Below are 23369 nucleotides of genomic sequence, written 5' to 3'. Positions count from 1 at the left end.
TTGCTAGCCACGATGAACGAAAAAATCGCTCATGCTCTAACTATGATTTAGGAATTTCAATCTGTAAATAAAAAACTTTCAATGTGGTTAAAGGCTATTTTAGAGGGCAGTTATCCACATTGTTATACACAATTGTGCACAATTACACACAATTATGGCGGTTTTCTGGCGATCGGCAGCGATTAAGTGGTAATACAGGGAATCCAGGTAATATGCAAAATCAAAACAAAAAAGCTCTAAACCGCTGATTTTTCAACGATTTAGAGCTAAAACCGCGGAGTCAGAGAGATTCGAACTCTCGAGCCGCTTACGCGACTAACACCTTAGCAGGGTGCCCCTATCGGCCACTCAGGCATGACTCCACTTTGTAACTATTCAAGATAGCAACAGGTTCAAACTATATCACCTCTTGAGGACGTGCACAATGCTTCAGCGACACACCAAACGCACAAAATAAGCTTATACAGCGCGCAACAGTATTTATGCGGGATTGTTATCTCCCGAAAATGTAATCACAACAGCCAACATAACTAAAGCCATTCCGCAAACATCAATCAACGTTGGCATTTCACCAAATCCCATGCCAACAAGCGCCGCAATCGCAGGGTAAAGCGCTTGCATAACTGAATATCTTGCAGAAGACACACGCTTTAGCAAAACCTGGTCTAAAAGAGTTGGAATAAAAGACGCGCAAATCGCAATAACAACCATTAATCCAAGAAGTTTCAAAGAGCCGTAAGGCTGAGCAGCCCATGTTGCACTCGATTTAGGATGCACAACATGCAAAATTGCAGGAACACCAAGAACACTCGATTGCAAAAGCCAACCAATCAAAATAGCTACACTAACTCGGTCAATTGCATTAGAACCTCTTGCAAGCATACGCCCCGAGACGATGTACATTCCCCACATTGATCCGCCAATAAGAATCGCCACTAAGCCAACAAGAAAATGCGGACTTTCGTTAGACCCCATCGATGCGCTTGCAAGAAGCACAATTCCGCAAGCCGCAATAACAATACCAACGCGTTCACGCCATGTTTTACCAGTTATAACAGCAACCATTAAAGGCCCTACAAACTCAATAGTTACAGCCACTCCAACAGCCATACAACTAATAGCTAAATAAAACATCGTGTTCATAAGAACAACAGAAATGCCTACAGCAACAACAATTGCCCATTCTTTTAACGTTTTAGGAAGAGAGTTGCGAGCGCGCTTTTTACGCGAAAAAGGCCTTCTCCAAGCAAGCAAAAACAAAGACATAAACCCAACGCGATACCACACAGAATATAGCGGATCGAGCTGGCTAAACGCGACTTTTGCTATAGACGTTGCTAGATAGACCATTGCAGCTTCTGCAACAACGATTAGCAAAACAGGCATGCGATTTAGCGCGTTTACTATGATTTGTTTCATACAGCATACCCTACACGGCAGTAGTTATATTTGCATATTTTTACACTGATTTTTCATAAAACTTATTGCGACACGCTATTGCACAAAATCGAACGTTTGTTCTACTATAAATTCATGAGCACAGCACCGCGAGTTAATGCAGCTAAACACGATTGGGGGCGCAATGCGTATGGCTGCACAATACTTCATATCGATATGGATGCATTTTATGCATCACTCGAGGCGGCGCGTAATCCTAGGTTACTTGGCAAACCTGTGATTATTGGTACAGGCTCGCGCTCCGTAGTTTCGGCAGCCAGCTACGAAGCACGTAAGTATGGTGTGAATTCAGCCATGCCTACAGCGCGAGCACGAAGCTTGTGCCCTAATGGCATTTTCCTGTCGGTAGATATGCCATATTACGTTTCCATTTCATCTAGGATTTTTAAGGAGGTCTTTTCAAAGATCACAGATAAAGTCGAACAGGTTTCTGTAGACGAGTGTTACATGGACGTTAGCTCAGCGTTGTTGCGCTGGAAAACGCCCATCGCCATAGGCGAGTGGATAAGAAGCGAAGTCGCGCGCAAATTTCATATCACTTGCTCTGTGGGGATTGCATCAAATAAGTTAATCGCAAAAATGGCGTCAACGAACGCAAAGCCAAACGGAATGCTGATTATCCCCCAAAATCGCAATGCTGACTTTGTTTCAATAATGCCATTACGAGCAATACCAGGAATTGGACCCGCGCTTGCTAAAAAACTAGCTACGTGGGGTATAAACAGCATTGAGATGCTTAGAAGTATAGATGAGAAGACTCTAGAACGAGTTGCTGGGTCTAAAGTTCTTGCGCGAATGCTTTACAACACTTCGCGAGGAATTGACACACGGCAAGTAACGCCCCACGTTCCAGAAAAATCCATTGGTACAGAAAGCACTCTTGATAAAGACACCACGGATATTGCAGCAGTGAAAAACCTAATCAGGCACTGCTGCAACGAAGTGGCACAAGAATTACGCAATCGCAACACAATGGCAAAAACGGTAACGCTAAAATTGCGATTTAGCGATTTGCACTATGCAACAAGATGCAAAACATTAAGAAATGTTACTGATTGCGCTCCAGAGATTTATAAGCACGCTTGCAATTTACTAGAATCAGTAAATCCAACGGTTCATGATCATAAGTTAGGCGGAAGTCATGTTTGTTTACTAAGCTCCGTTAGACTTGCTGGCATTAGCGTAAGCAATCTTGTAGATAAAAGCAAAGCGCTTGTTCAGCCTACGATTAGTGACATCTTAGAAGAGAACGAAAGAGAAAACGCTATAAACAGTATGCGTAAAAATTCAACAGAAATTGCGCAAAACGCAATAAAAAATACGCATGCAAGAATAAATCACGCAGAGCACGTATTAGATGAAGTAAGAAAAAAGTATGGTAAAGATGCCGCTCAAATGGGCATTTAAGCATCTTTTTTAGGAAGAGCAGCTACGCGATCTTCATCCCAGCCAGATGGACCAGCTTCTTGCGCGCCACCTAAATCGCCAAGTTTGTTAAAGTATTCAACAGCAGCGTCTTTATACCATTCCCACTCTTCTGGAACATCGTCTTCGTAAAAAATGGCCTCTACTGGGCATACAGGCTCGCATGCGCCACAATCAACGCATTCGTTAGGGTTTATATAAAGCGTGCGATCGCCTTCGTAAATGCAATCAACAGGGCACTCGTCAACACACGCTTTATCTTTAACGTCAACGCATGGCTCTGCAATAACGTAAGGCATAGCAAACGCACCCTTTCACACTCAAAAATAAACTAACTCTTCTATTATAGTTCACATTGCGAGTGCAAAACGCATTGAGTCGGCATACGTAAATCGCATACCGACTCAACACAATCAAATCAACGTCTCAAAGGCAAAGCCTACTGAGCAGATTCTTGAGCAGACCCAACGGCCGCCTCTTGAGCAGCTTCAGCTCGCGCTTGGTCTTCCGACTCGCCTTCCGCAACTTTTTCGGCTGCAGCAGCATCTTGTGCAAACAAGGTTTCTACTGGAACGCCAAGCTTCTTAGCTTTACGAAGTTGCCTTCCAAGCAAAGAATTGCGGTAAGAATAGCCAAAGTACACAGTAAAGCCGATTGCAAGCCAGATTGCAAAACGAATCCATGTAAGCACAGAAAGGTTTAGCATAAGCCAGAATGTAGAAAGCGCGGCGAAAATAGGCAAAACTGGATTCCAAGGAACCATAAAGGATCGATGCAAATCAGGCCTACGCATGCGCATAATCGGAACGCCTGCAGAAACAAGCAAGAACGCCGAAAGCGTACCAATATTCACCATATCGGAAAGAATTCCAATATCTAATGTAGAAGCGATTATTGCCACAACAACGCCAGAAACAATCTGAATACGTGCAGGAATTCCACGCTTGCTAACCTTAGAGAAGCTACGTGGAAGCAAACCATCGCGGCTAACAGCAAACACAATACGTGTAAGGCCCAAAAGAAGAACCATAACAACAGTTGTTAAGCCGATTACAATTCCAAGGGAAATAATCTTAGCAGCCCAAGTTGCACCTACAAGCTCAAAGCTCGTAGAAAGCGAAGGAGCGTCTTGCTTAGCCAAATCCTTGTAAGAAACCATACCAGTTGTAACAACAGCAACAAGAATGTAAAGAACAGTCACAATCAAAAGACCAAGACCAATGCCCCTAGGAATGTTCTTGTGTGGGTCTTTAGTTTCTTCTGCCGTAGTTGCAACAACGTCGAATCCAATGAATGCAAAGAACACAAGTGCTGCGCCAGAAAGAATACCTGTAACGCCGTAAACAGCTGGCTGCATACCAGTAATCCACTGCCAGAGCGGCTGGCTCATAGTACCAGAAACGTGAATACCCTTAACGCTAGCAACATCTGTTGCAGGTGGAACGAATGGAGTGAAGTTAGAAGCCTTAATGTAGAAGAATCCAACAACAACAACGAACAGAACAATACCAATCTTAAGAATTGTTAAAGCACCGTCAAAACGAGCAGAAAGCTTTGTTCCAACAACAAGCATAATCGTAAAGAATGCAACAATAACTACTGGAGCAAGATCGAAAGTAAAACCGCCAAGCTTTACCGAAGTAGATACGTTAAGACCAAACAAGTGCATTAAATCGTTAAGATAAACGCCCCAATATTTAGCTATAACGGATCCTGCCATAAGCATTTCCAGAATCATATCCCAGCCAATAATCCAAGCAATAAGCTCGCCTACTGTGGTATATGTAAACGTGTATGCAGAACCTGCAACAGGAATCATCGAAGCAAACTCCGCGTAGCACATTGCAGCCGTTCCGCAAACGATTCCAGCAATAATAAAGCTAATAATCACTGCAGGACCTGCGTGGAATGCTGCTGCTTGAGCGCCAACGGAGAAGATTCCAGCGCCAACAGCAACTGCTACGCCCATAACAGCAAGATCCCAAGCATTTAATGTACGCTTAAGATGGCGATCACCATCCATTGTTTCTGCAATAGTCTGTTCAACAGACTTTTTTCTCCATATTTGCATAATCCAACCTTCTCTAAAACTACGTCTAAAACATTCCATATAAGGGTATATATGTTATAAATCGCAAAAAATACGGTTCAACACACATTAAGCGTCATCAAACAATAATTTTTACGATATTAAAAGAGCATAGTACTTTGTCTATCGGAAAATCACAACACAAATCGCAATTTATTATGTTAAATTATGCTAAATTTGTGTTAACAATACCTTAACAATCCACACTAACACCGATTAAAACAGGTTCTGGAACAAGTTTTACGCCAAACGAATCGTAAACACCATCTATGATTTTGCGCACCAAATCAACAATATCCTTGCATTTTGCACAACTGCGATTAGTCAACGCCAAAGTGTGCAAAGAAGATAATCCAGCTTTACTTTTTTCGCCATCGCTTTGAGCAAGTCTAAATCCCTTGTGGAATCCAGCATGGTCAATAAGCCAAGCTGCAGAAGTCTTAACTCCTTTAGATCCATCTGGCAAAGTGGCGTCAAATCGCGGAGCATCTTCTGGTAGCAAATCTGCTTGAGACTTAGTCAAAATCGGGTTCATAAAGAAGCTTCCGCAACTATGGCGGTCCGCATACTTGGAATCGCCCTCTTGCAAATCACCACAAACATAGTCTTCATTTTGAAGCCTAATCGAAGACTCAACGCCCTTTTCGCTTTTTGCGTAGCACATCCACCTATTTGCGTATCGCATAGCATCTTCGAGCATGCCCTTAGATGCTCTAACGCGCAAAACTTCGCGACGAATCTTAGATGTTTCCATCCTATCTCCAACTTGTACGCCAAGCGCGTGAGCAAGCTGCGAATGAGCCACAACACCCGTTTTTGAATGCTTTAAGCAAAAAGTAACAGACAAAACAACGTATCTAGGCGTTGGGAAGAAGCAATCCGCAGCAACACCAGGCGCCTTATACATGCTTTGCTTAAGAACAGACGTGCGATAGCCAAATTTAAGATCCGCAAGATTCATATAAAAAGTGGTTTTATCTTTACGATCCCAAACTTCTACAGAATCAACACTTTGTGATACTTCCGCACCGTATGCGCCAATGTTTTGCACTACAGACGCTCCAACAGTTCCAGGAATCCCAGATAACGCTTCTACGCCTTGCAATCCAAGCTCAATAGTGTGAGACACAAAATCATCCCAATTGCAGCCAGCTTCTGCACTAACGTGAACTAAGAAATCTCCGCTAGTTTTATCAACGCCATCTATGCCAGGAGCAGCCTCATCTAAAACGCAAATCTCACGCCGAGCATCACGCACAACTACTCCGTTAAACGGTTCATCGCTTACAAGCATGTTAGATCCGCCGCCAATAACGCAAAGAGGCAATCCAGCGCAATCTGCATCTTCTACAGCTTCAATAACAGCCACTCTGCTAGTAGGCTCTACAAAACGAGCAATAGAGCCTCCAACGCCGATTGTTGTAAGATTTGCAAAAGTTGGATTATCAGATTCCAATAAGGATGATTGCATACTCATACGACTAATCCTAACAGCAATAAATAACAAAAAACCCCGCAAAACGCGGGGTAATAAAGCTATAAAACTTCGCCGAAGTTCACGCTTTTAGCGAGTCTCGCGATGGAGAGTGTGCTTGCCGCAGCGTGGGCAGAACTTGCTCAACTCAAGGCGATCAGGCGTATTACGACGATTCTTCGTCGTGATGTAATTACGCTCCTTGCACTCCGTGCATGCAAGCGTAATGCCTGGACGGATGTCTGCGCTCTTACTTGCCATTTTGTTCACCTCTAGAATATTGTATGTTGACCAACTCCTGCTGGCCATTGTAGCGAGGAAGAGACTCGAACTCTTGACCTTACGATTATGAGTCGTACGCTCTAGCCAGCTGAGCTACCCCGCCAGAGAGCCTCGAGTGAGAATCGGACTCACGACCTCTTCCTTACCAAGGAAGTGCTCTACCACTGAGCTATCGAGGCGTGGCGGGTAGTGGATTTGAACCACTGAAGCACGAAGCAACTGATTTACAGTCAGTCCCATTTGGCCGCTCTGGTAACCCGCCAACGTTTCCGAACGGAGAAGAACATCTCCAAACGGCAACTTTGTTATTTTGCCACGAACGCGCGACTAATGCAAGTTCAAGACACGCCGAAAGCAAAAATCACATCTAAATGCATCTAAAAAATGCGATTATTTATATGCTATTTATCCGCTATTTATCCGCTATTTATATGCCATTTAAGCAATTATTTAGCAATTATTTAAGCGAAAAACCATCTTTCTTTAAAGACTCGCATATTTTAAGAACGCGATCATTTGCCTCGGTTTCTGCGATTGTAATGCGAATACCTTCTCCAGCAAACGCGCGCACAGAAAGACCTGCATCAACAAAACGTTGATTAGCTCGCTCTGTATCTTCACCAAACGGCATCCAGAAGAAGTTTGCGTATGGCTCTGCAATATTCCACCCTTGCTCACGCAAACCGCTTACAACGCGCGCACGCTCCTTAACAAGCGCATCTACGCGATTTCGCATTTCTACAAGCGCTTCATTCTCCAAAGACGCAAGAGCAGCAACTTGTGCAATTTGGCTTACACCAAACGGAACAGCCACTTTTCGCATGCCTTCTACAACATCTGCAGCAGCAATAGCGTATCCAATGCGCAAACCAGCCAATCCGTAGGCTTTAGAGAATGTTTGAGCAACAACAACGTTTGGATATTCGCGGTAAAGTTGCATGCCATCTGCCGTTCCCTTTGCGTTGTTAAATTGCACATAAGCTTCGTCAATAAGCACTAAAACATTGCTTGGAACAGCATCCAGCACTCGTCTAGCTTCCTCGTTTGAAAGCGATGCAGACGTTGGATTGTTTGGATTGTTCAAAATAACAAGACGAGTGCGCTCATTAATCGCATCAATCATTGCGTCCACATCGTGCGACCCATCTGCACGATTAGGGATTTTAACGCTTGTAGCTCCAGCACCCGTAACAATAATCGGGTACGCTTCAAAGCTTCTCCACGGGTATATAACTTCGTCTCCAGGGCCTGCAACAAGATTCACAAGTTGCGTAATAACCTCTGTAGAGCCGCATCCAAGAACAACCTCGTCTGGAGTAACGTTAAACTTTTTAGCTAATTCTTCTACAACTTCTGTTCCGCGCATGTTTGGATAACGATTGATAACACCAAGCGCACGGCTATAAATGGCGCTTTTCACGCTTTCTAACGGCTCGAATGGGTTTTCGTTGCTAGAAATCTTATACGCGCGAATACCGTCTAATGATGGCGCTGGCTTACCTTGCTTGTAATTTGGCAAAGTATCTAAAATACTGCGATGTTTGTAATCCATGATTTTATAATAGTCGCGTCTTAAACAAATTAAATAAATTATTAGACGTATTAAAACAAATCAGACACACTAAACGATTAAACAAAAACGCTGAAAACAGCGATAATCCGCCATTTTCAGCGCTAAATAACTTTTATTACTTGACTAATGCAAGTGATTAACCAAGTGATTAACCAAAATCAGCCAAGGATTGCAAGAACGTCACGAGACGAAACGATTAAGTAATCTTCGCCTTCGTAATGAACTTCTGTGCCACCATACTTGGAGTAAAGAATCTTGTCTCCAGGCTTAACATCCATAGGAATGCGCTCGCCCTTATCGTCGCGGCGACCTGGACCAACAGCCAAAACCTCTCCCTGCTGTGGCTTTTCCTTAGCATTATCTGGAATGTACAAGCCAGAAGCAGTTTGAGTTTCTGCTTGAGCCTGCTTAACAATAATCTTATCTTCCAAAGGTGTGAGCTTAATCGACACTTCGGTACCTCTTTCTAGAGAAATGTAACCTTTGCGCGAATAATGTTGACGAGGCTGACGATCACGTCAAAACTATCGAGCACTGAACCTTATAATAGCGCGTTTTTAGCACTCTACCAACTAGAGTGCTAAAATTTTAGAAAATTTTTACAAACTTTAAGCAGTGCGGCGAGCCAAAACATCCCTTAAATCGGCTTTACCAAGCGAATCTTCTGTGCTAACTGGAGGATCTACAGTAACTTCGATTGAATCGCTCGCTGAGTTTGGATTGTTTGAATCGAAAGCCGCCGCTAATTCGTTTGAATCGTCTGCTGCAATCGCTTTAGTAACTTGCTTTGTAGACTTTATCTCTAAGCTTTGCGGATCATTGGCGTTTGTTTTGCAATCACTGGAATCATCGCCAAACGAGAAAGATATAAGATCTTGATTTGAGTTGGAGATATCGGCTTGCGAGCGCACATCATTAGCAGCGGAAAAATCGCCAGCAACCGCGCTTTTTACCGCCTCTTGCCTATTTGCTCCTGCTAAAGCCATGCTTATATCTCGCTGTTGCATAACTGAAGTCTCTGTGTTGTCTGAATTCTCAACATGCTCAACAACTGAGTTTACGGCAGCGTCAAAAATTGGCTCCACAACAGAATCATTAAAAGCTGCAGAACGCTTGTTATACAAAGCAACTTTTGCTTCCCACTTACGCGCTTGCTTAGCAGACATAGAACCAAAGTAGAGAACAGTGCAAACAGCAGCAAGAGGAAGGATTGCAAACCATGCGCTATAGAGTCCAGAAAGACCAGCAACAAACACAACAAGAGTTAAAAATGCTAGAGAAAGCACCAACGCACGGCGACGGCGGATTGCTGCACGGCGAAGCGCGCGAATACGAGCAACATGTTCAGGCGTAAAAACACCATTAAACTGCTTAGCGCACTTATGTTTATTAGCATTCACGCTATTGCGACTGGACTTGCCATTATTAGGCTTTGTATTCGCTTGCATCTTCGACGGCTGCATGCCAACCCCTTTCGCCATCGTGCCGCTACACGCGTGGAAAAGTGAATCACTGCTATAATCCACAATGTGCAACGAAGGTGAATACCTATCTTCGCTGTGTTCCAGCATCGACTTCATGCTGTTTTCAGTGCGTTTAGGCAACCAACCAAACATTAAGGCTACGATGATGATCAATACTGTTAACGCGCTCACCGATTCATAACCCATACGTACAAATATAAAGTGCATTAAGGATGTAAAGGCTAAAAATAAGTCGGCGTGTCGGATTTTTTGCGATTGTTTCGCAAAATTTTACAAACGAAAAAGCGTTTACGATTAGCGATTAACAGCTTTAACGAGGCGATATTATGAGCTAGGATATGTGATGGAATTATAGATTGGAGGAACCGTTGCCTACTTATCATTACCGTTGCAAGCAATGCGGATATGATTTTTCACAACATCAATCGTTTGAAGATGAGCCAATTACCGTGTGCCCAAAGTGCGGAAAGCAAGAAGTTCGTAAGGTTTTTAGTGCGCCGCCAATCAACTTTAAGGGTAGCGGATTTTATCGCACCGATAAGTAACGTGCAAATAACCCATTAAAATTTGTGCATATGTGCATAAGTGAAAAAATATGACGCTACTTATGTGTGCATGTGAATAAATTGAAACTTTATAACGCCACTTATGTGCTTATGTGCGTAAGTGGCGTTTATTTTGCTACGCATGTGTGCGTATGTTAGTAATCACTCATGTTGATATGTGGATTAACACCAATCAAAAATGGTCATTTATGCGAATATGTGTATAAGTGACTATTAAGCTTCATCAAAAAATGTTTATATGTGCGTAAAATCCTCATATAAGCTAGCCTTTAACCACATTGCATAAAAAAGCTTGCAAAAGCGCTCCGCGCGATAAATGATGCTTATATGCGTACATCATTTTTACTAAAAACAGTTGGCTACAACACGGAAAACAAGGCGCCAGTAGAGCTTATAAAGCGCAGAAAAAGGGCGCAAACCTTAAACATGCTTTCAATATTTTTTATAAGTGTTGCAACATTGTTTTCAATACACCTTATTTCAACGTTTCAAGCTACTCAAAGCGTGCCAGTAGCCATTAGAAACATAGCAAAAGGCAGCGTGATTAAACAAAGTGACCTGCATTACGTTAACGTTCCTAAAAGCAGCGTTTTTAACAATGTTCTTAACTACACTTCTATAAACAATTCCTCTAAAAACGCTATTATTGCTGCATGCAACATTAAATACGGAACGCCGATTTTTAGCAACCAAGTTACAAAGCAAACAAAAATTCCACCTGGCTTTACAACGATTTCGGTTAATCTTGCAAGCAGCAGCGCCAGTCTTGCACAAGGAGACGTTATTTCTATAGCGTTTAGCAAAGTTCCAAACAGCTCAAATACAGCCAATCATTCAACAAATCCAGCACAAATAGAAACATCTAGCGACGCTAGTTTTTCCGATAACATTACTTTGCAAGACAAAAACGTTTCTCTTGTTCACAACGTAATCGTTGTTAACGTAAACAATTCTGCGCAAAGCGCACTGCTGGCAATGCCAGCAGAAAACGCGTTGCAAATCATAAACACGCAGGCGATTATTCCAAACCTTGCAGTTATAGCTGTGCAAAACTAGCGAACAATAAAGAAACTTATGCCGCTATGTGGTTTATCTGCCGCGCTCGCTAAAAACCGCCCAATGAGGAGGAAGCTCGCCAAGAATACGATTATCATCGTCTTTTGCGCGCTGCTCAATCGTTTGAGCATCACCTGGCTCTTGTTTTACGCCATCCGCGTCGAAAAGCTCCGACCCTTTACGAACCACGCGCGAATGACCCCTAGAACACCTGCGATTAGCGTTGTAATCACTCATTGCTGCTCGCCGCTTTTATAAAGCTCGCCAATTCTAGAAACAATTCGCTCAACTTCTTTTTCGGGATTAACGAATGCTCCAACGCTCCAAACGTTCATAACCGACCAGCCAAGATACTCCAAATCTTGAGCTAGTACGCGATTGCGCTCACGAGTGGACTCAATGCTCATAAAACGCGCATCGTCTGTTAGAACAGCCAAAGCAAACGGCTTATTTGGCAAACCAACAACAAGAGGAATGCTATGATCTTCACTAAAACCGTAGTTTACTGCAACATTAAGGCCGCGAGAGCGAATTCGTTCTGCCAAATCAGCAAACAAAACGTTGCTAAAGCCGTTTGCGGAAAAATCGCCAGCAGCTTGCGATTTAGTAGGCTCGACCTCGTTGCCCTCGTCTCTAGCATCTCCAGCATCTACAGCATCGCTAGAATCGCCAGCAGCCGCTGCATCTACTGGATCTACTGGATTATCGTCCAAAGCCTCTGCCCAAATAAGCAAATCTTTAAGAAGCTTAGGTCCGTCTTGATGCAAACGATCATCTTCCATATCGCTAGACTTAAATGCGCAAACAATGTCCAGATTTCTGCGAGCCAAAGCCAAGGAGTCAAGAAGCATTGACTTTCCGCCTTCTTCTTCCAAAACGCCAAATTGTTGCAAAAGTCTTCCATGAGAAGTTTTTGCATAGCAAAGCGAAAGAATAACATCCGTTGCAGCTGCTCCAACAGCCTCATTTACGCTTACAAGTCGTACGTGCCTAAGGAACCTACCCATATTTTCGTCTTTAACAGCCAACGCCTTAAGCTCCGCACCAAGCCTATTTCTAAACACGCTTGTAAGAGTCACAACTGCAAGAACGTAGCTAGAAGGAACAACGCTAAAAGTCTTAGCGCGCTGCTTAATCAAAGACACAACTTCGTCAATCTCGCGCTGGCTGCTTTCAATAAGACCCGTTGCCATAACTGGAACGCCAGCTGCTTCTACTTGATGGAGCTTAACCTTGCCTTGCATTTTTTCTACAGGAACATCGTGTCTAAGCAAGCCGTAGCCATGGTTTTCAAGGAAATCAGCAAGATACGTGGATCGCCTGGTTGCTCGCGACTTAACGCAAATAGTAGGCAAAACACTAATAAGGTCACTTACGCTTTGCGAGCTAACAGTTTGCTTGTGCGCAATAACAACGGCTTGGCGTGCGCGCGCAAGAATGCTAAGCAGCTCAATGTTGTTAATATGCTCTGCAGAATCAATGATTACAACGTCTACAATCGGCTTAAACTCAGTCATCATAGTTAAAGTAGACGGCATTGCAACCAAAATCGGCTTAGCAGCAAGCAGCAAATCTGGATAAGAGTTCATCAACTTAGCAAAAGTTACGCCTGAGCCATTGCTTGCAAGAGCAGTGTGAAGCTGATTTGCCTCTTGAGAACGCGCAAAAAGCATGTCGCAAAGCTTTTTAAGTGCTTCTTGTTGAACCATTGGCCCTACAGAACGCACGTGCTCTGTGTCTACTTGAACAAAACGATCGGAAGCGTCTTGCAACGCGGAACCGTCTTGATTAGATATAATCTCGGAAGAATTAACAATATCTTCAAAAACAGTAGTCCACCAAGCTAGATGAAGCTCGCCATCTAAAGCCTGACCAGTGATTTTACGCCTACGCAAATCACAAACAAGATCTTCTAAGCCAATGCCGCGCAATTCACGCTCAATAACACACCTACCTGGTAGCGTATCTAGTGATTCGCGACTATCGTGCAAAGCTTGCAAGCGTTCGTCAAGCTTAGTAAACTCAATGTTTTCAAGGTCTGCGCCAAGTCGCGTTGTAGAAAGCACAGCATTAAGCGCTACAAGATTACGGTCTAAAAGCTCCTGCGTACTAACGATTTCGTCTAACTTAGGAGGCAATACTGGCCAACCGCCATGAGGCACAAAAGTACGCCATTGCGCAGCTTGCGCAGCAACAATCTTTAATGCTTCGTGAAGATCATCTACCTTTGCGCCAACACGCAAAAGACTACGCGCTTCTTTAATGTGATGTCTGCGCTCCCAAAAGCCCATTGGTGTGCCTTCGCGCTTGCGAACAGCCTTCGGCTTGCTCGCTTCAATCATTGCGTTAAGATCGCGCTCAAAAATATCTGGCTGGAAAACGTCTAAAACTCTGCGAAGATTCTTTAGAACCGTAACCTGCCTACCCCATTCGCGCGCTGTAGAAGGAATAGGGAAACCGCAATTTTGCACAGTTGACTTAACGTGCTCGCGCGCGGCTGGCAAAAGCTTTGTAAGAACGTCTACAACACGCTGATACACGTTTACAGCTTCGTTCTCGCTAAACAGCGAAGCGCCAAACCACGGCGTATCTTCGGCATTAGTAGTAAATTCACCAAGAGAATCTGCCTCATGCAGCTTTTGCGCCCACTCGTCTAAATGACCAGAAAGCGAGCGCGCAGCATCTACGCTAAGACGTACATGCGTGCAAGGATGCGTAGGAAGCATTGCAATTCCTGCAAGATTTTGCATCGTCTGGTAGGCAGATACGCCCCAGCGCTCGTTTACTCCGTGCAAATCACCCAAGTAGCGGTTTAATCGCGTTTTAACACCAACAAGCTCGTCGCAAACTTGCTCAAAACGGCTAGAAGCAACGCTTTGGCGAGACCCAACTGCCGCTATAAGTTGCGAATCAACGTGCTTAGCAAGATGCGAATCCGAAACGTCTAACGAAAGCGAAGAAAACTCGTTTGCGCTAAGAGCGTGACGGAATCTGCGCTGCTGCTCCATAACGTTTGGAACGTACAAGACGGACTTTCCTGCAAGAACGCAGCGCGAAGAAATCGCAGCCGCAATTAAAGCAGAATCGCATCCAGCGTCTGCATCTATAGCCAAGGAAGCGCCATTTGCCGCCATTCCTGCAGCATGCCGCACAGCATTACTAACATCGCCAACTTCGTATTCGTAATGCGGGTCTGCATCTAGCAAGGAATAATCGGAAGTATCTTTTGCGCCTAGCGACTCAATTGCAGTGCCATCTCCTGCAATCGCGTCAATCATAGTGTTTCCAACGTTCCCAAGCTTAAGCGCGCGCAAAATCTGGCCGCTTTCTGCTAAGAATCTAGATCCCGAATCCGTAAAGCAACCGAGCACAATATCTCGCTCAATGTCGAAATCTGGGAAAACTCTTTGCGCAGCAGCACAAATCGCGTCAAAAACTGCAGATGTTTCTGGCGTGCCGCTCTCGTAGTTTGCGCCATCAAAAAGCGCGTCTTCACTAAGGTTTACGCCTCTTTCTTGCAACCTAAGAACAAGAGCGTGATTTAGTCGAACGTTTCCCGAAAAGTAAATCGTTGCAGCAGTTTCATCTTTTCCAGCTTCTCGCAAAACGCGTACGGGGTACGTCAAAACTGGCACATGATTGCCGCTCCACGACGCAACTCCAACAACAAGCGAAAGCTCCGAAACGCCATTTTCGTGCGCTTTATTGTCTCTGTCTTCAAAAACTCTATCTAGCCTTCTACCTGCCGCTCGAAGCATTCCCGAATCGCGGAAAAGCGCTTGAAGAGTGGCCTTTCCACTAGCAAAAAGCTGCGCGATTCCCGAAGGATGCGCGTGAGTCAACTCTAATTGCGCACAAAGTTTTGTTATGTCTTCTAGCGGAGAAGGAGCAAGCTGCGACTTGTATTTTTCATGCCATTCGTTAATGCGCTCTAGTTTTTCGGCGCGCAAAGATTCCGCAGATTGGCGTGATGCAGGCTGAGCTTGCTTGCCTGGTTGATCTGAAAGATTTTGCTGATTTTGCTGGCTTAACTGCCTTGCCTTGCCTTGCTGGATGTGCATAAAGTCATTTTGATTATCGCTCATACTACTCAACTCCCTTGTTTACAAGCCGATTGCATTGCGATACGCGCTGTATCCGCTATTTTGCGCCAACGCTTGATCCACGTCTGCATTCCCTTGAGCTGAAAGCCACGCGTACAAATCGTCGTACAAATTTGTGTTCATTGCCAAGAATGGCAGCAACTCTTGATACTTTGCCATTTCAAATTGCTCAGCAAAATCGTCTGTTTTTTGCGCTTCTTCCGATGTAAATCCTCCAGCGGAAACAATTTCTTTGCGAGCGCTAAATTCGCCATTTGAGACTTTTTCAAACACAGATCCTGGCTCAAAAGCTGGTGTAAATTGCGCGGAATCGCCTGCTATGGTAGCGCTTGCATCACTTACATTGTTAGAGTTACTTGCATTGTTAACATCACTTACGCTATTAACAGCATCTGCAGAATCATTGTATTGCACTTCTTCTTGGGAATAATTTTGAGCAACATCTTGAACAACATCTTGCATATCTGATTGAACGTTTGCTTGCAAATCCTCTTTATGATCTTCTTTAGAATCCGCTTGAGATTCTACATTCTGACTATTTGTTACATAGTTGCTATTCGACAAATCATTATTAGACGAATCGCTAGCAGCATCATTATTAGCAGCATCGTCAAATAAATTGCGCGGTTCCACAGGGGAAGCAAACTCATCTCTAACAACAGGCAAAACAACTTGACCTGCAATAACAGGCTTAATTTGCTCCGCAACGCTTTCTGCAACACTTGCAGCATCTATAACACTTGCAACATCTTCAACGCTTGAAGTCGCAGAAGAAGGCACAGCAGAAGTCGCAGCAGAAGTCGAATTATCATCCGAATCAGCACCAGCATCCCCCGCCGGAGAACTACCAAGATCATCCGCCGCAGCAGCATCATTAAGCCGCTTTTGATTATCCCAAACCAAATCAGGCCTAGAAACCGACTGCGCATGAAACACGCCCGTTGGCTCCCCCGCGCGAATGTCAAGAATATCATCTACCGACAAATCCGCCGCATCTGGCTCCTTAATATCATTATCTGGAGCATAAGAGAATAAATCGCGCACTGGCTGCGCATCCGCATCGCTTCCCTGCGGCGCTTTTTCTTCAATGCGCACAAAATCAACTGGAACATCGCCAAATTGCATGCGAACAATGCTATCTGGCATATGAAAATCAACGCCTGGGTCCAGTCGCAGCAAATCGCCGCTTTCGTTAACAAGATAAGTTCCGTTTGTAGAGTTCAAATCGCGAATCGTAGCAGCGCCGCTTGCGTCCACAATCAAAAGCGCGTGTCTTTTAGACATAGAGCGCTTATTGTCTACAACGTCTACGCGTATAAAACCGTCTTCACGCAAAGGGCGTATAGGCTTCCTGCCAATCTCCACAGACTGACCCGCGCCAACGCGTGCCTGCTCCACTCCACCTACCGTAATCATCCAGCGCTGCAAGGTTTGTTGAACACTCACGGAACCTGCTCCCTTCAAAAAACACACTACACACTATTGTGTCATGCTTTGTGTATATTGCGCTAATGGCGGTTGCGCATAATTTACACGAAAATGTGCAATTAGACTGATTAACTTAAGAACTTACGCAAAATCACCCTCCAAACGCGATTTCATGTAGTGCGTTTGTAACAAAAAATGCCAAAATTCGATACAAAAACACTACAGTTTTATGTGGTGCGATTATATGGCAACACGCCGTAAATCAGGTACGAACGCACTACAAAGCAGGTCGTCGTTAGCGCGGTCTAAGCGCGCTAACGTCTTCGCTTGCGTTGAAAGCACACCGTGCTTTCAACCTTAAGCAAGCTCAGCGAATCGAGGTGATTTCTCGCGCATTATGCAGCTCGAAATCGTCGATTCGCAAGCATAGCGGGTATAATTAGAGTGCAAGTAAAACACGAGTGTATAGAGTGTATAGGTGGAACATGAAACGCATTAACACGAGCACAAAAGCGGAAAGCAAAATCGCCGCAAACTCGCTAATCGTTTTTACATGCATCTTCCTTGCAACCTGCACAAGTCTGGGGGTGATCTACCGCGCTCAAGGGTGTTTAACAGATTTTAACTGGCTAAATGCGCTGATTTTTGCAATCGCATTTTGCGCATATTACGCAATTTTGAGGGTTCTTATTTATTTTGGCAAAAACGGAGTAATGCCAAAAATCGTAAGATTTATACGCGCAAAAGCATCGCAAGAAAAATCATTACAAGCAGAATTATCGCCAGAAAAATCACAAACAAAACAATCACAGCCAAAACACTCGCAATCAAAAATCGCCACAACCCTACGCACCACATTTTTTAACGCAAAACGCGCTGCAAAGTGGTGTTTTTACCACTCAACCTGCCGAAAACGAAACATTTTCCTAACGCTGATTATCGGCTGGCTGTGGGCGCCCGTAACACTGCTCGCTGCCTACGGAGCCGACATTTGCTCGCAAATCCGCGAATACAGCTGGGCATGGAATCAAGTAACTGGCCTAAAACAGCCATACATTGGCTTCTTTAGCTTTGTTCCAGCAGACATTTACCCAACAGCGCACTACCTTTGGCCCGCAAAACCAACGTATTTAAGCGACCAGCACAACATTGTTTTAACATTGATTTACGGTGCTGTAGCAGCAGTATCGCGATATTTTACCGAGTCAAACGACGCAGGAATCGTGCTTCTTGCCGTTATGCAATTTGTGCTCGCGGCATTTTGCTGCGCTGCAACCGCAAACCGATTCTTAAACACGCCGTGGGCTAAGCGTAGAACAGGCGAATCGCAAGCTGGCTACACAACAACACCAATCACAACAACACCAATCACCTTGCGCGCAGCCGTAATAATCACATTTTTGTTCAGCCCACTTGTAGTATTTTCAACGATTTCGCTTACAAAATCGCCGCTGTTCGCGTTTGCGTTTGTGTGGTGGTTTGGAATAATGTACGAGCTTAATTGCCTTGATTTCAAGCAAAAGCCAGCCGCACACACAATCGTCGAATTAATAATCAGCGTGTGCATTATGCTGATTGCTGCAAAATACGCGTGGTACATTCTTGCAATTCAATTTGTGTTGATGATTATATCTAGCAGAAAACGTTGGAAAATATGGGTTTTGTGCATTCTGCTCCCAACAGTTCTTATACACGGCGCAATTATGCTTGCCATTTCTAGCGGCGCGATTATAAATGGCGACCCAATCGAAAGCCGCGGAGTGCAACTTCAGCAAATCGCAAGAATCGCAAAGCTAGATCCAAAAAGCATACCGCATGCAGCAAAGCGCGCAATATCGCCAATTTTTAATCTTAGTCAAACTGCAGAAGCGTACACTCCTCAAGACGCGGACCCTGTAAAATCTTCTGGCTTGCAGTCTAAAAAAGTGAGCTACCGTTGGCGTTATATTACAAAAGACGACATGAAAAAGTTTAACCACGCATGGTTGCTTATGATTACACACAGCCCGATTGTTGCAACGGATGCGCTGCTAGCAAAGTCGTACGGCTACTTCGACATTCTAGACGTGCCTTATGTTGGCCCCGAATACTACGTAAACACCGAGAATATAAAAAATTCTGAGTGGATTCGCTACTGGCTGCCCGAGTGGCGTGGCGCTGTATCGAGCAGCGCGGAAGCGTGGAGCAATACGCCGATTCTTGGGTGGATTATTCACGGAAACTTGTATGTTGTTGCAACGCTGCTAATTGGCGTTGCCGAGATCACATTGCGCAGGTGGAAAACGCTGGTTTTGCACGCGCCTCTTGCGCTTTTGATGGGCGTAATGGTGCTAGCTCCTGCAAACAATTTTGAGCGACACATGCTGCCGATTACATTTGTGTTCTTCTTTACGGTTCTAATGTTTATAAGGGATTCTGTTTATAACACATGCCGTCAAAGTGATAAAATAAATTGCGATTTAGCGCATGATAATACGCGTGAGGACTCGCACAACAATACACACAAGGATTCGCACAAGAATTGAGGGAGTGAATGGACGGAAACGCTGACTTTCTTACAATTCTTACGGGCGTAAAGCCTAATGACGAATGCAATGTGGCAAATAATACTGATTCTTCGAGTGATTCTTCGAGTGATTCCTCAAGCTTTACACCGAGTTTTACACCAATGCCGTGTGCTCCAAAAAGCGAAGATGCATTTGGAATTTTTGATATTCGAGACGGCAAAATTTTTGACGCATCAACACGCTTGCGATTACACGCGCTAATCGGAACGTGCCTTATGAACGGAATCTGCGACAGCCGCGTAAGCGCACTAATGCACCTATTGCAATGGCAAGAAAGTACGCGATTTGTTGCGATTGCAGGCACGTATAAAACAGAATCGAACATAAACGACGACAACCCAAATCCAACACCGCAAAACGCGGGCGCGCATAATGCGCAAAACAATACGGACTCTTTAAGACGCGCAATTTGGACGCAACTTGGCGCATGCGGCGCATACGATGCGATAGTTGACAGCGTGCAGCTAGACGCCATTAGCGCGCGCGCAAAAACGTGGAAAATCGGCGGCAAATCGCAAGAAAGCGTCTCGCGCAAAGAAGCGGCGCCTTCGCACATAATCATTCTTGCGCTAAGAGAAAACCCAAATCCAACAGCCCTAAACAAGATGTGCGAAGTGTTTGCAAAGTCGGGAAAACCCGTTTGCATAAGCGAAGTTGTAGTCGGCGCGCAAAAAATATGCAAAGAAATCACAGCAACCCTAGCAGCGCTTGCCGTTGCGCCATCTGTAACGCATTTACCGCAAATAATCCGCTGCGACGACGTTCTTCCAGAGCGCGCGCTTATAGGCGACGAAACTGCCGTAGAAACCTTGTATACAAAGGTGTATCAAAGCTTGGCGCCGTACAACCCAGATGACCCGACTTTGCAAACAGTAAACGCTTTCTTGCGATTTGGCGGCGCGTTAGACCAAACCTCACACAACCTTAACGTGCATCCAAACACAATACGATACCGCTTGCGCAAAGTTGCACAAACAACAGGCTGGGACGCCACCGATCCGCGAGAAGCATACGTTTTACAAACTGCGATTACGATTGGGCGCATTCGCGATTCTGCGCTCTAAAACAAAAGAGCAAAAGCAAAAAGCGCTGAAAACAATACATTCTATAAAAGAACACACCATTTTCAGCGCTAAAAAATTACGCAGCTATGCTTAGCTAAAAATCACGCAGCAATGCTTGCAATATCCACTGGAACGCCAGGAGCCATCGTAGAGGTAATCGTTACCTTAGTGATGTAACGACCCTTGATGGTAGTAGGCTTCAAGCGGCGAATCTCATCGGCAACAGCCTTGAAGTTCTCTTCAAGAGCCTTCTCGTCGAAGGAAAGCTTGCCAAAGAGGAAGGAAAGATTGCCCTGACGATCAACGCGGAACTCAATCTTGCCACCCTTAATATCTGCAACAGCCTTTGCAACATCCATTGTAACGGTGCCAGTCTTAGGATTTGGCATCAAGCTACGAGGACCAAGCACACGACCAAGGCGACCAACCTTGCCCATCATGTCTGGGGTTGCAACAACGGCATCGAAGTCAAGGAAGCCACCGGCAACCTTCTCGATAAGCTCGTCATCACCAACGATGTCTGCGCCAGCTTCTTGAGCCTCAGTAGCCTTTGGGCCACGAGCAAACACCAAAACCTTAGCGGTTTTACCAGTGCCATTAGGCAAGTTCACAACGCCACGAACCAACTGATCTGCCTTGCGAGGATCCACATTAAGGCGCATAACAGCCTCAGCAGACTCGTCAAAAGCGTACTTTGGCATGCTCTTAAGCAAAGCAATAGCCTCAGCTGGGGTATAAAGGTTGTTGCGGTCAATCTTCTCAGCCGCTTCACGATACTTCTTAGAACGCTTCACCATTTTTTCCACTCACTTTCAGTCGGTAACGGTAATACCCATCGAGCGAGCAGTGCCCGCGATAATCTTCATACCAGCTTCAACATCTCGTGCAGAAAGATCTGGCATCTTGATTTCGGCGATTTCGCGCACCTGAGCCTTAGTTACAGAGCCAACCTTGTGGGTCAATGGGTTCTCGGTGCCCTTAGGAATGCCAGCAGCCTTAAGCAACAAAGCAGCAGCTGGTGGAGTCTTAAGAATAAATGTGAAGGAACGATCTTCGTAAACAGTAATCTCTACTGGAACGATCTGACCCATCTTGTCCTTCGTCTGGTCGTTATAGGCCTTGCAGAAGTCCATGATGTTTACGCCGTGGGAGCCTAAAGCAGGACCCAGTGGTGGGGCTGGATTTGCTTTACCAGCCTGAATCTCGAGCTTAATAAGCGCAGAGACTTTCTTTTTTGGAGCCATAATATGGTTCTTCTTTCTTTTGAAGCGGTTCATTCGGCGCCCTAAAACGTTGATATTAAGCCGTTTTAAGGATCCTCCCGCAACTTATATTGCTGTGCTGTGCTAGCGGATTACTCCTCCAGTCACAAGCTTTCCTATTATGCCACTTTGCCGCGACGATTTGGTGACACAAGATGTAGTGCGATTGTACTGAATTTTGGTGTTTTTGTCGTTAGCGCGGTCTAAGCGTAGCGCGCGAGCGATTCCCCGCGTTTGTTTCTTTTTCCCCACGTTTGTTTGCGTTTCGGCCAATTTTGGGAACAAACACGGGCACACTTCCCCACGTTTGTTTCTTTCCCCCCACGTTTGTTTACGTTTTGGGTCAAATTGGAAACAAATGCGGGAATGTAGATTGTATGTTACAGATATGCAAAAGCGGCAAGGAATCCGTGAAAACCACGAAAACCTTGCCGCATTCAAAACGCATTCGCGACTAGCGCATTAGCAAATCACTCTAGCAACCAGCCGCTCGCGTTAACAAAAGAGCCTAGAACTACTTAAGTTCAACAGTTGCGCCGGCTTCTTCGAGAGCAGCCTTAGCCTTGTCGGCATCTTCCTTCTTAGCCTTCTCGAGGACTGGCTTTGGAGCATTGTCAACAATGTCCTTAGCTTCCTTCAAGCCGAGGCCAGTCAAAGCCTTAACAGCCTTGATGACGGCAACCTTCTGAGCACCTGCAGAAGCGAGAACAACGTCAAACTCGTCCTTCTCTTCCTCAGCAGCGCCAGCAGCAGCGGCTGGAGCAGCAGCAACAGCAGCTACAGGAGCAGCAGCCTCAACATCGAACTTCTCTTCAAAGGCCTTGACGAACTCAGAAAGCTCGACGAGGGTCATTTCACCGAAAGCTTCAAGAAGCTCTTCGCTAGTGAGCTTAGCCATAATGGCTTCCTTTCTTACTTGGCCAGACACACCTTGTGCCTTAGAGCCATAACATTTTTATTATTTTTTGGTCTCATGCAGCAAGCTGCAAGGGAATCAAGCGGCCTTTTCCTGCTTCTCGCGCAAAGCGTCGATAGTACGCACTGCCTTGGTTGGCAAAGCGTTGAACAGGTAGGCGGCCTTGGACATGGTGCCCTTGAGCGCGCCAGCCATCTCGGAAAGCAATTCTGGGCGAGACTTGAGGTCTGCCAGCTGCTTGGCGCCTTCGGCATCGTAAACGGTTCCATCTGCGAAACCGCCCTTGATGACGAGGGTCTTATTCTCTTTGGCAAAATCACGCAAGGTCTTAGCAGCCTCAATGAAATCTCCCTTTACAAAGGTGATTGCAGTTGGGCCAGCAAGAAGCTCATCAAGACCTTCAATGCCCGCTTCCTTAGCGGCAATGCGAGCAAGCGTATTCTTAGCCACAGAGTAGGAAGTATCGCGGCCTAGCTTTTCGCGCAGAGAAGAAATCTGCGGAACTGTAAGCCCGCGGTACTCGGTAAGGTAGACAGCGTCGGCGTTACGGAACAAATCCGTAAGCTCTGCAACTACCGCTTCCTTTTCGGGCCTCTTCATGGCGTTCCTTCCTAAATTGGCC

The 23369-nt window shown here is 45.1% G+C and carries 20 protein-coding genes and 4 tRNA genes; 5 read left to right on the top strand and 19 right to left on the bottom strand.

The features are described from left to right. Window positions 1-275: 275 nt before the first annotated feature. Together AC1EKB_RS04420 and AC1EKB_RS04415 are read right to left on the bottom strand one after the other, a co-directional pair. Window positions 276-362: transfer RNA gene (locus AC1EKB_RS04420), tRNA-Ser, on the bottom strand. A 118-nt stretch (window positions 363-480) separates the two neighbouring features. Further along, window positions 481-1419, bottom strand: a complete 939-nt coding sequence (locus AC1EKB_RS04415) for an EamA family transporter (protein WP_415694555.1) — start codon at window positions 1417-1419, stop codon at window positions 481-483. A 114-nt stretch (window positions 1420-1533) separates the two neighbouring features. Between AC1EKB_RS04415 and dinB the strand changes: the two genes are divergently transcribed. Then, window positions 1534-2865 (top strand): DNA polymerase IV, encoded by a 1332-nt coding sequence (gene dinB / locus AC1EKB_RS04410; RefSeq protein WP_415694554.1) that lies wholly within the window; start codon window positions 1534-1536, stop codon window positions 2863-2865. Here the strand turns inward: dinB and fdxA are convergent. The 10 genes from fdxA to AC1EKB_RS04360 form a co-directional block, all read right to left on the bottom strand. Further along, window positions 2862-3182, bottom strand: coding sequence for a ferredoxin (gene fdxA / locus AC1EKB_RS04405; protein ID WP_128813788.1), 321 nt, complete (start codon window positions 3180-3182; stop codon window positions 2862-2864). The genes dinB and fdxA overlap by 4 nt on opposite strands. Before the next feature lie 140 nt (window positions 3183-3322). After that, window positions 3323-4954: an APC family permease gene (locus tag AC1EKB_RS04400; RefSeq protein ID WP_481248949.1), complete on the bottom strand. Its 1632-nt coding sequence runs from the start codon at window positions 4952-4954 to the stop codon at window positions 3323-3325. Between the two features lie 211 nt (window positions 4955-5165). Further along, window positions 5166-6449 (bottom strand): FAD-binding protein, encoded by a 1284-nt coding sequence (locus AC1EKB_RS04395; protein WP_481248948.1) that lies wholly within the window; start codon window positions 6447-6449, stop codon window positions 5166-5168. Between the two features lie 87 nt (window positions 6450-6536). Continuing rightward, on the bottom strand, window positions 6537-6707 hold the full coding sequence (rpmG, locus tag AC1EKB_RS04390) for a 50S ribosomal protein L33 (protein ID WP_004114322.1): 171 nt from the start codon (window positions 6705-6707) through the stop codon (window positions 6537-6539). Window positions 6708-6757: 50 nt separating this feature from the next. After that, window positions 6758-6831 (bottom strand) — tRNA-Met (locus AC1EKB_RS04385). A gap of 4 nt (window positions 6832-6835) precedes the next feature. Beyond that, window positions 6836-6907, bottom strand: a tRNA-Thr gene (locus AC1EKB_RS04380). A gap of 1 nt (window position 6908) precedes the next feature. After that, a tRNA-Tyr gene (locus tag AC1EKB_RS04375) sits at window positions 6909-6990 on the bottom strand. A gap of 195 nt (window positions 6991-7185) precedes the next feature. Next, on the bottom strand, window positions 7186-8280 hold the full coding sequence (gene hisC / locus AC1EKB_RS04370; protein ID WP_481248947.1) for a histidinol-phosphate transaminase: 1095 nt from the start codon (window positions 8278-8280) through the stop codon (window positions 7186-7188). Between the two features lie 179 nt (window positions 8281-8459). Continuing rightward, a complete protein-coding gene (gene groES, locus AC1EKB_RS04365) occupies window positions 8460-8753 on the bottom strand; it encodes a co-chaperone GroES (RefSeq protein ID WP_004131681.1) in 294 nt (97 codons plus the stop codon). Between the two features lie 156 nt (window positions 8754-8909). Next, window positions 8910-9917, bottom strand: a complete 1008-nt coding sequence (locus tag AC1EKB_RS04360) for a hypothetical protein (RefSeq protein WP_481248946.1) — start codon at window positions 9915-9917, stop codon at window positions 8910-8912. A gap of 236 nt (window positions 9918-10153) precedes the next feature. Between AC1EKB_RS04360 and AC1EKB_RS04355 the strand changes: the two genes are divergently transcribed. Next, window positions 10154-10330, top strand: a complete 177-nt coding sequence (locus tag AC1EKB_RS04355; protein WP_016636054.1) for an FmdB family zinc ribbon protein — start codon at window positions 10154-10156, stop codon at window positions 10328-10330. A gap of 348 nt (window positions 10331-10678) precedes the next feature. Continuing rightward, window positions 10679-11407 (top strand): hypothetical protein, encoded by a 729-nt coding sequence (locus tag AC1EKB_RS04350; RefSeq protein ID WP_481248945.1) that lies wholly within the window; start codon window positions 10679-10681, stop codon window positions 11405-11407. Between the two features lie 33 nt (window positions 11408-11440). On the opposite strand, the gene AC1EKB_RS04345 is transcribed toward AC1EKB_RS04350, so the two are convergent. The 3 genes from AC1EKB_RS04345 to AC1EKB_RS04335 are packed head-to-tail and all read right to left on the bottom strand — an operon-like array spanning window position 11441 to window position 16956. Further along, complete coding sequence (locus tag AC1EKB_RS04345; RefSeq protein WP_020758721.1) at window positions 11441-11644, bottom strand: hypothetical protein; 204 nt, start codon at window positions 11642-11644, stop codon at window positions 11441-11443. Then, window positions 11641-15492: a helicase gene (locus tag AC1EKB_RS04340; protein WP_481248944.1), complete on the bottom strand. Its 3852-nt coding sequence runs from the start codon at window positions 15490-15492 to the stop codon at window positions 11641-11643. The genes AC1EKB_RS04345 and AC1EKB_RS04340 overlap by 4 nt, the downstream gene beginning before the upstream one ends. A gap of 18 nt (window positions 15493-15510) precedes the next feature. Then, complete coding sequence (locus tag AC1EKB_RS04335) at window positions 15511-16956, bottom strand: FHA domain-containing protein (RefSeq protein ID WP_481248943.1); 1446 nt, start codon at window positions 16954-16956, stop codon at window positions 15511-15513. Window positions 16957-17423: 467 nt separating this feature from the next. Between AC1EKB_RS04335 and AC1EKB_RS04330 the strand changes: the two genes are divergently transcribed. Next, window positions 17424-19463 carry a DUF6020 family protein gene (locus AC1EKB_RS04330; RefSeq protein ID WP_481248942.1) on the top strand — a complete coding sequence of 680 codons (2040 nt, stop codon included), beginning with the start codon at window positions 17424-17426 and terminating at the stop codon, window positions 19461-19463. 8 nt (window positions 19464-19471) lie between these two features. Then, complete coding sequence (locus AC1EKB_RS04325; protein WP_481248941.1) at window positions 19472-20569, top strand: helix-turn-helix domain-containing protein; 1098 nt, start codon at window positions 19472-19474, stop codon at window positions 20567-20569. A gap of 101 nt (window positions 20570-20670) precedes the next feature. On the opposite strand, the gene rplA is transcribed toward AC1EKB_RS04325, so the two are convergent. The 4 genes from rplA to rplJ all read right to left on the bottom strand — a co-directional run bounded on the left by rplA (window position 20671) and on the right by rplJ (window position 23347). Next, entirely contained in the window at window positions 20671-21366 is a 696-nt protein-coding gene (rplA, locus tag AC1EKB_RS04320; RefSeq protein ID WP_004121425.1) for a 50S ribosomal protein L1, read from the bottom strand. A gap of 15 nt (window positions 21367-21381) precedes the next feature. Then, window positions 21382-21813 (bottom strand): 50S ribosomal protein L11, encoded by a 432-nt coding sequence (rplK, locus tag AC1EKB_RS04315; protein WP_004112010.1) that lies wholly within the window; start codon window positions 21811-21813, stop codon window positions 21382-21384. Between the two features lie 532 nt (window positions 21814-22345). Further along, window positions 22346-22729 carry a 50S ribosomal protein L7/L12 gene (rplL, locus tag AC1EKB_RS04310; protein ID WP_004112006.1) on the bottom strand — a complete coding sequence of 128 codons (384 nt, stop codon included), beginning with the start codon at window positions 22727-22729 and terminating at the stop codon, window positions 22346-22348. A gap of 96 nt (window positions 22730-22825) precedes the next feature. Continuing rightward, a complete protein-coding gene (rplJ, locus tag AC1EKB_RS04305; RefSeq protein WP_004112001.1) occupies window positions 22826-23347 on the bottom strand; it encodes a 50S ribosomal protein L10 in 522 nt (173 codons plus the stop codon). Between the last annotated feature and the right edge of the window lie 22 nt (window positions 23348-23369).

It is taken from the genome of Gardnerella sialicivorans subsp. sialicivorans (assembly GCF_056746795.1).
The sequence above is the reverse complement of the archived record's forward strand: the minus strand, read 5'-3'. Positions and strand labels throughout refer to the sequence as shown.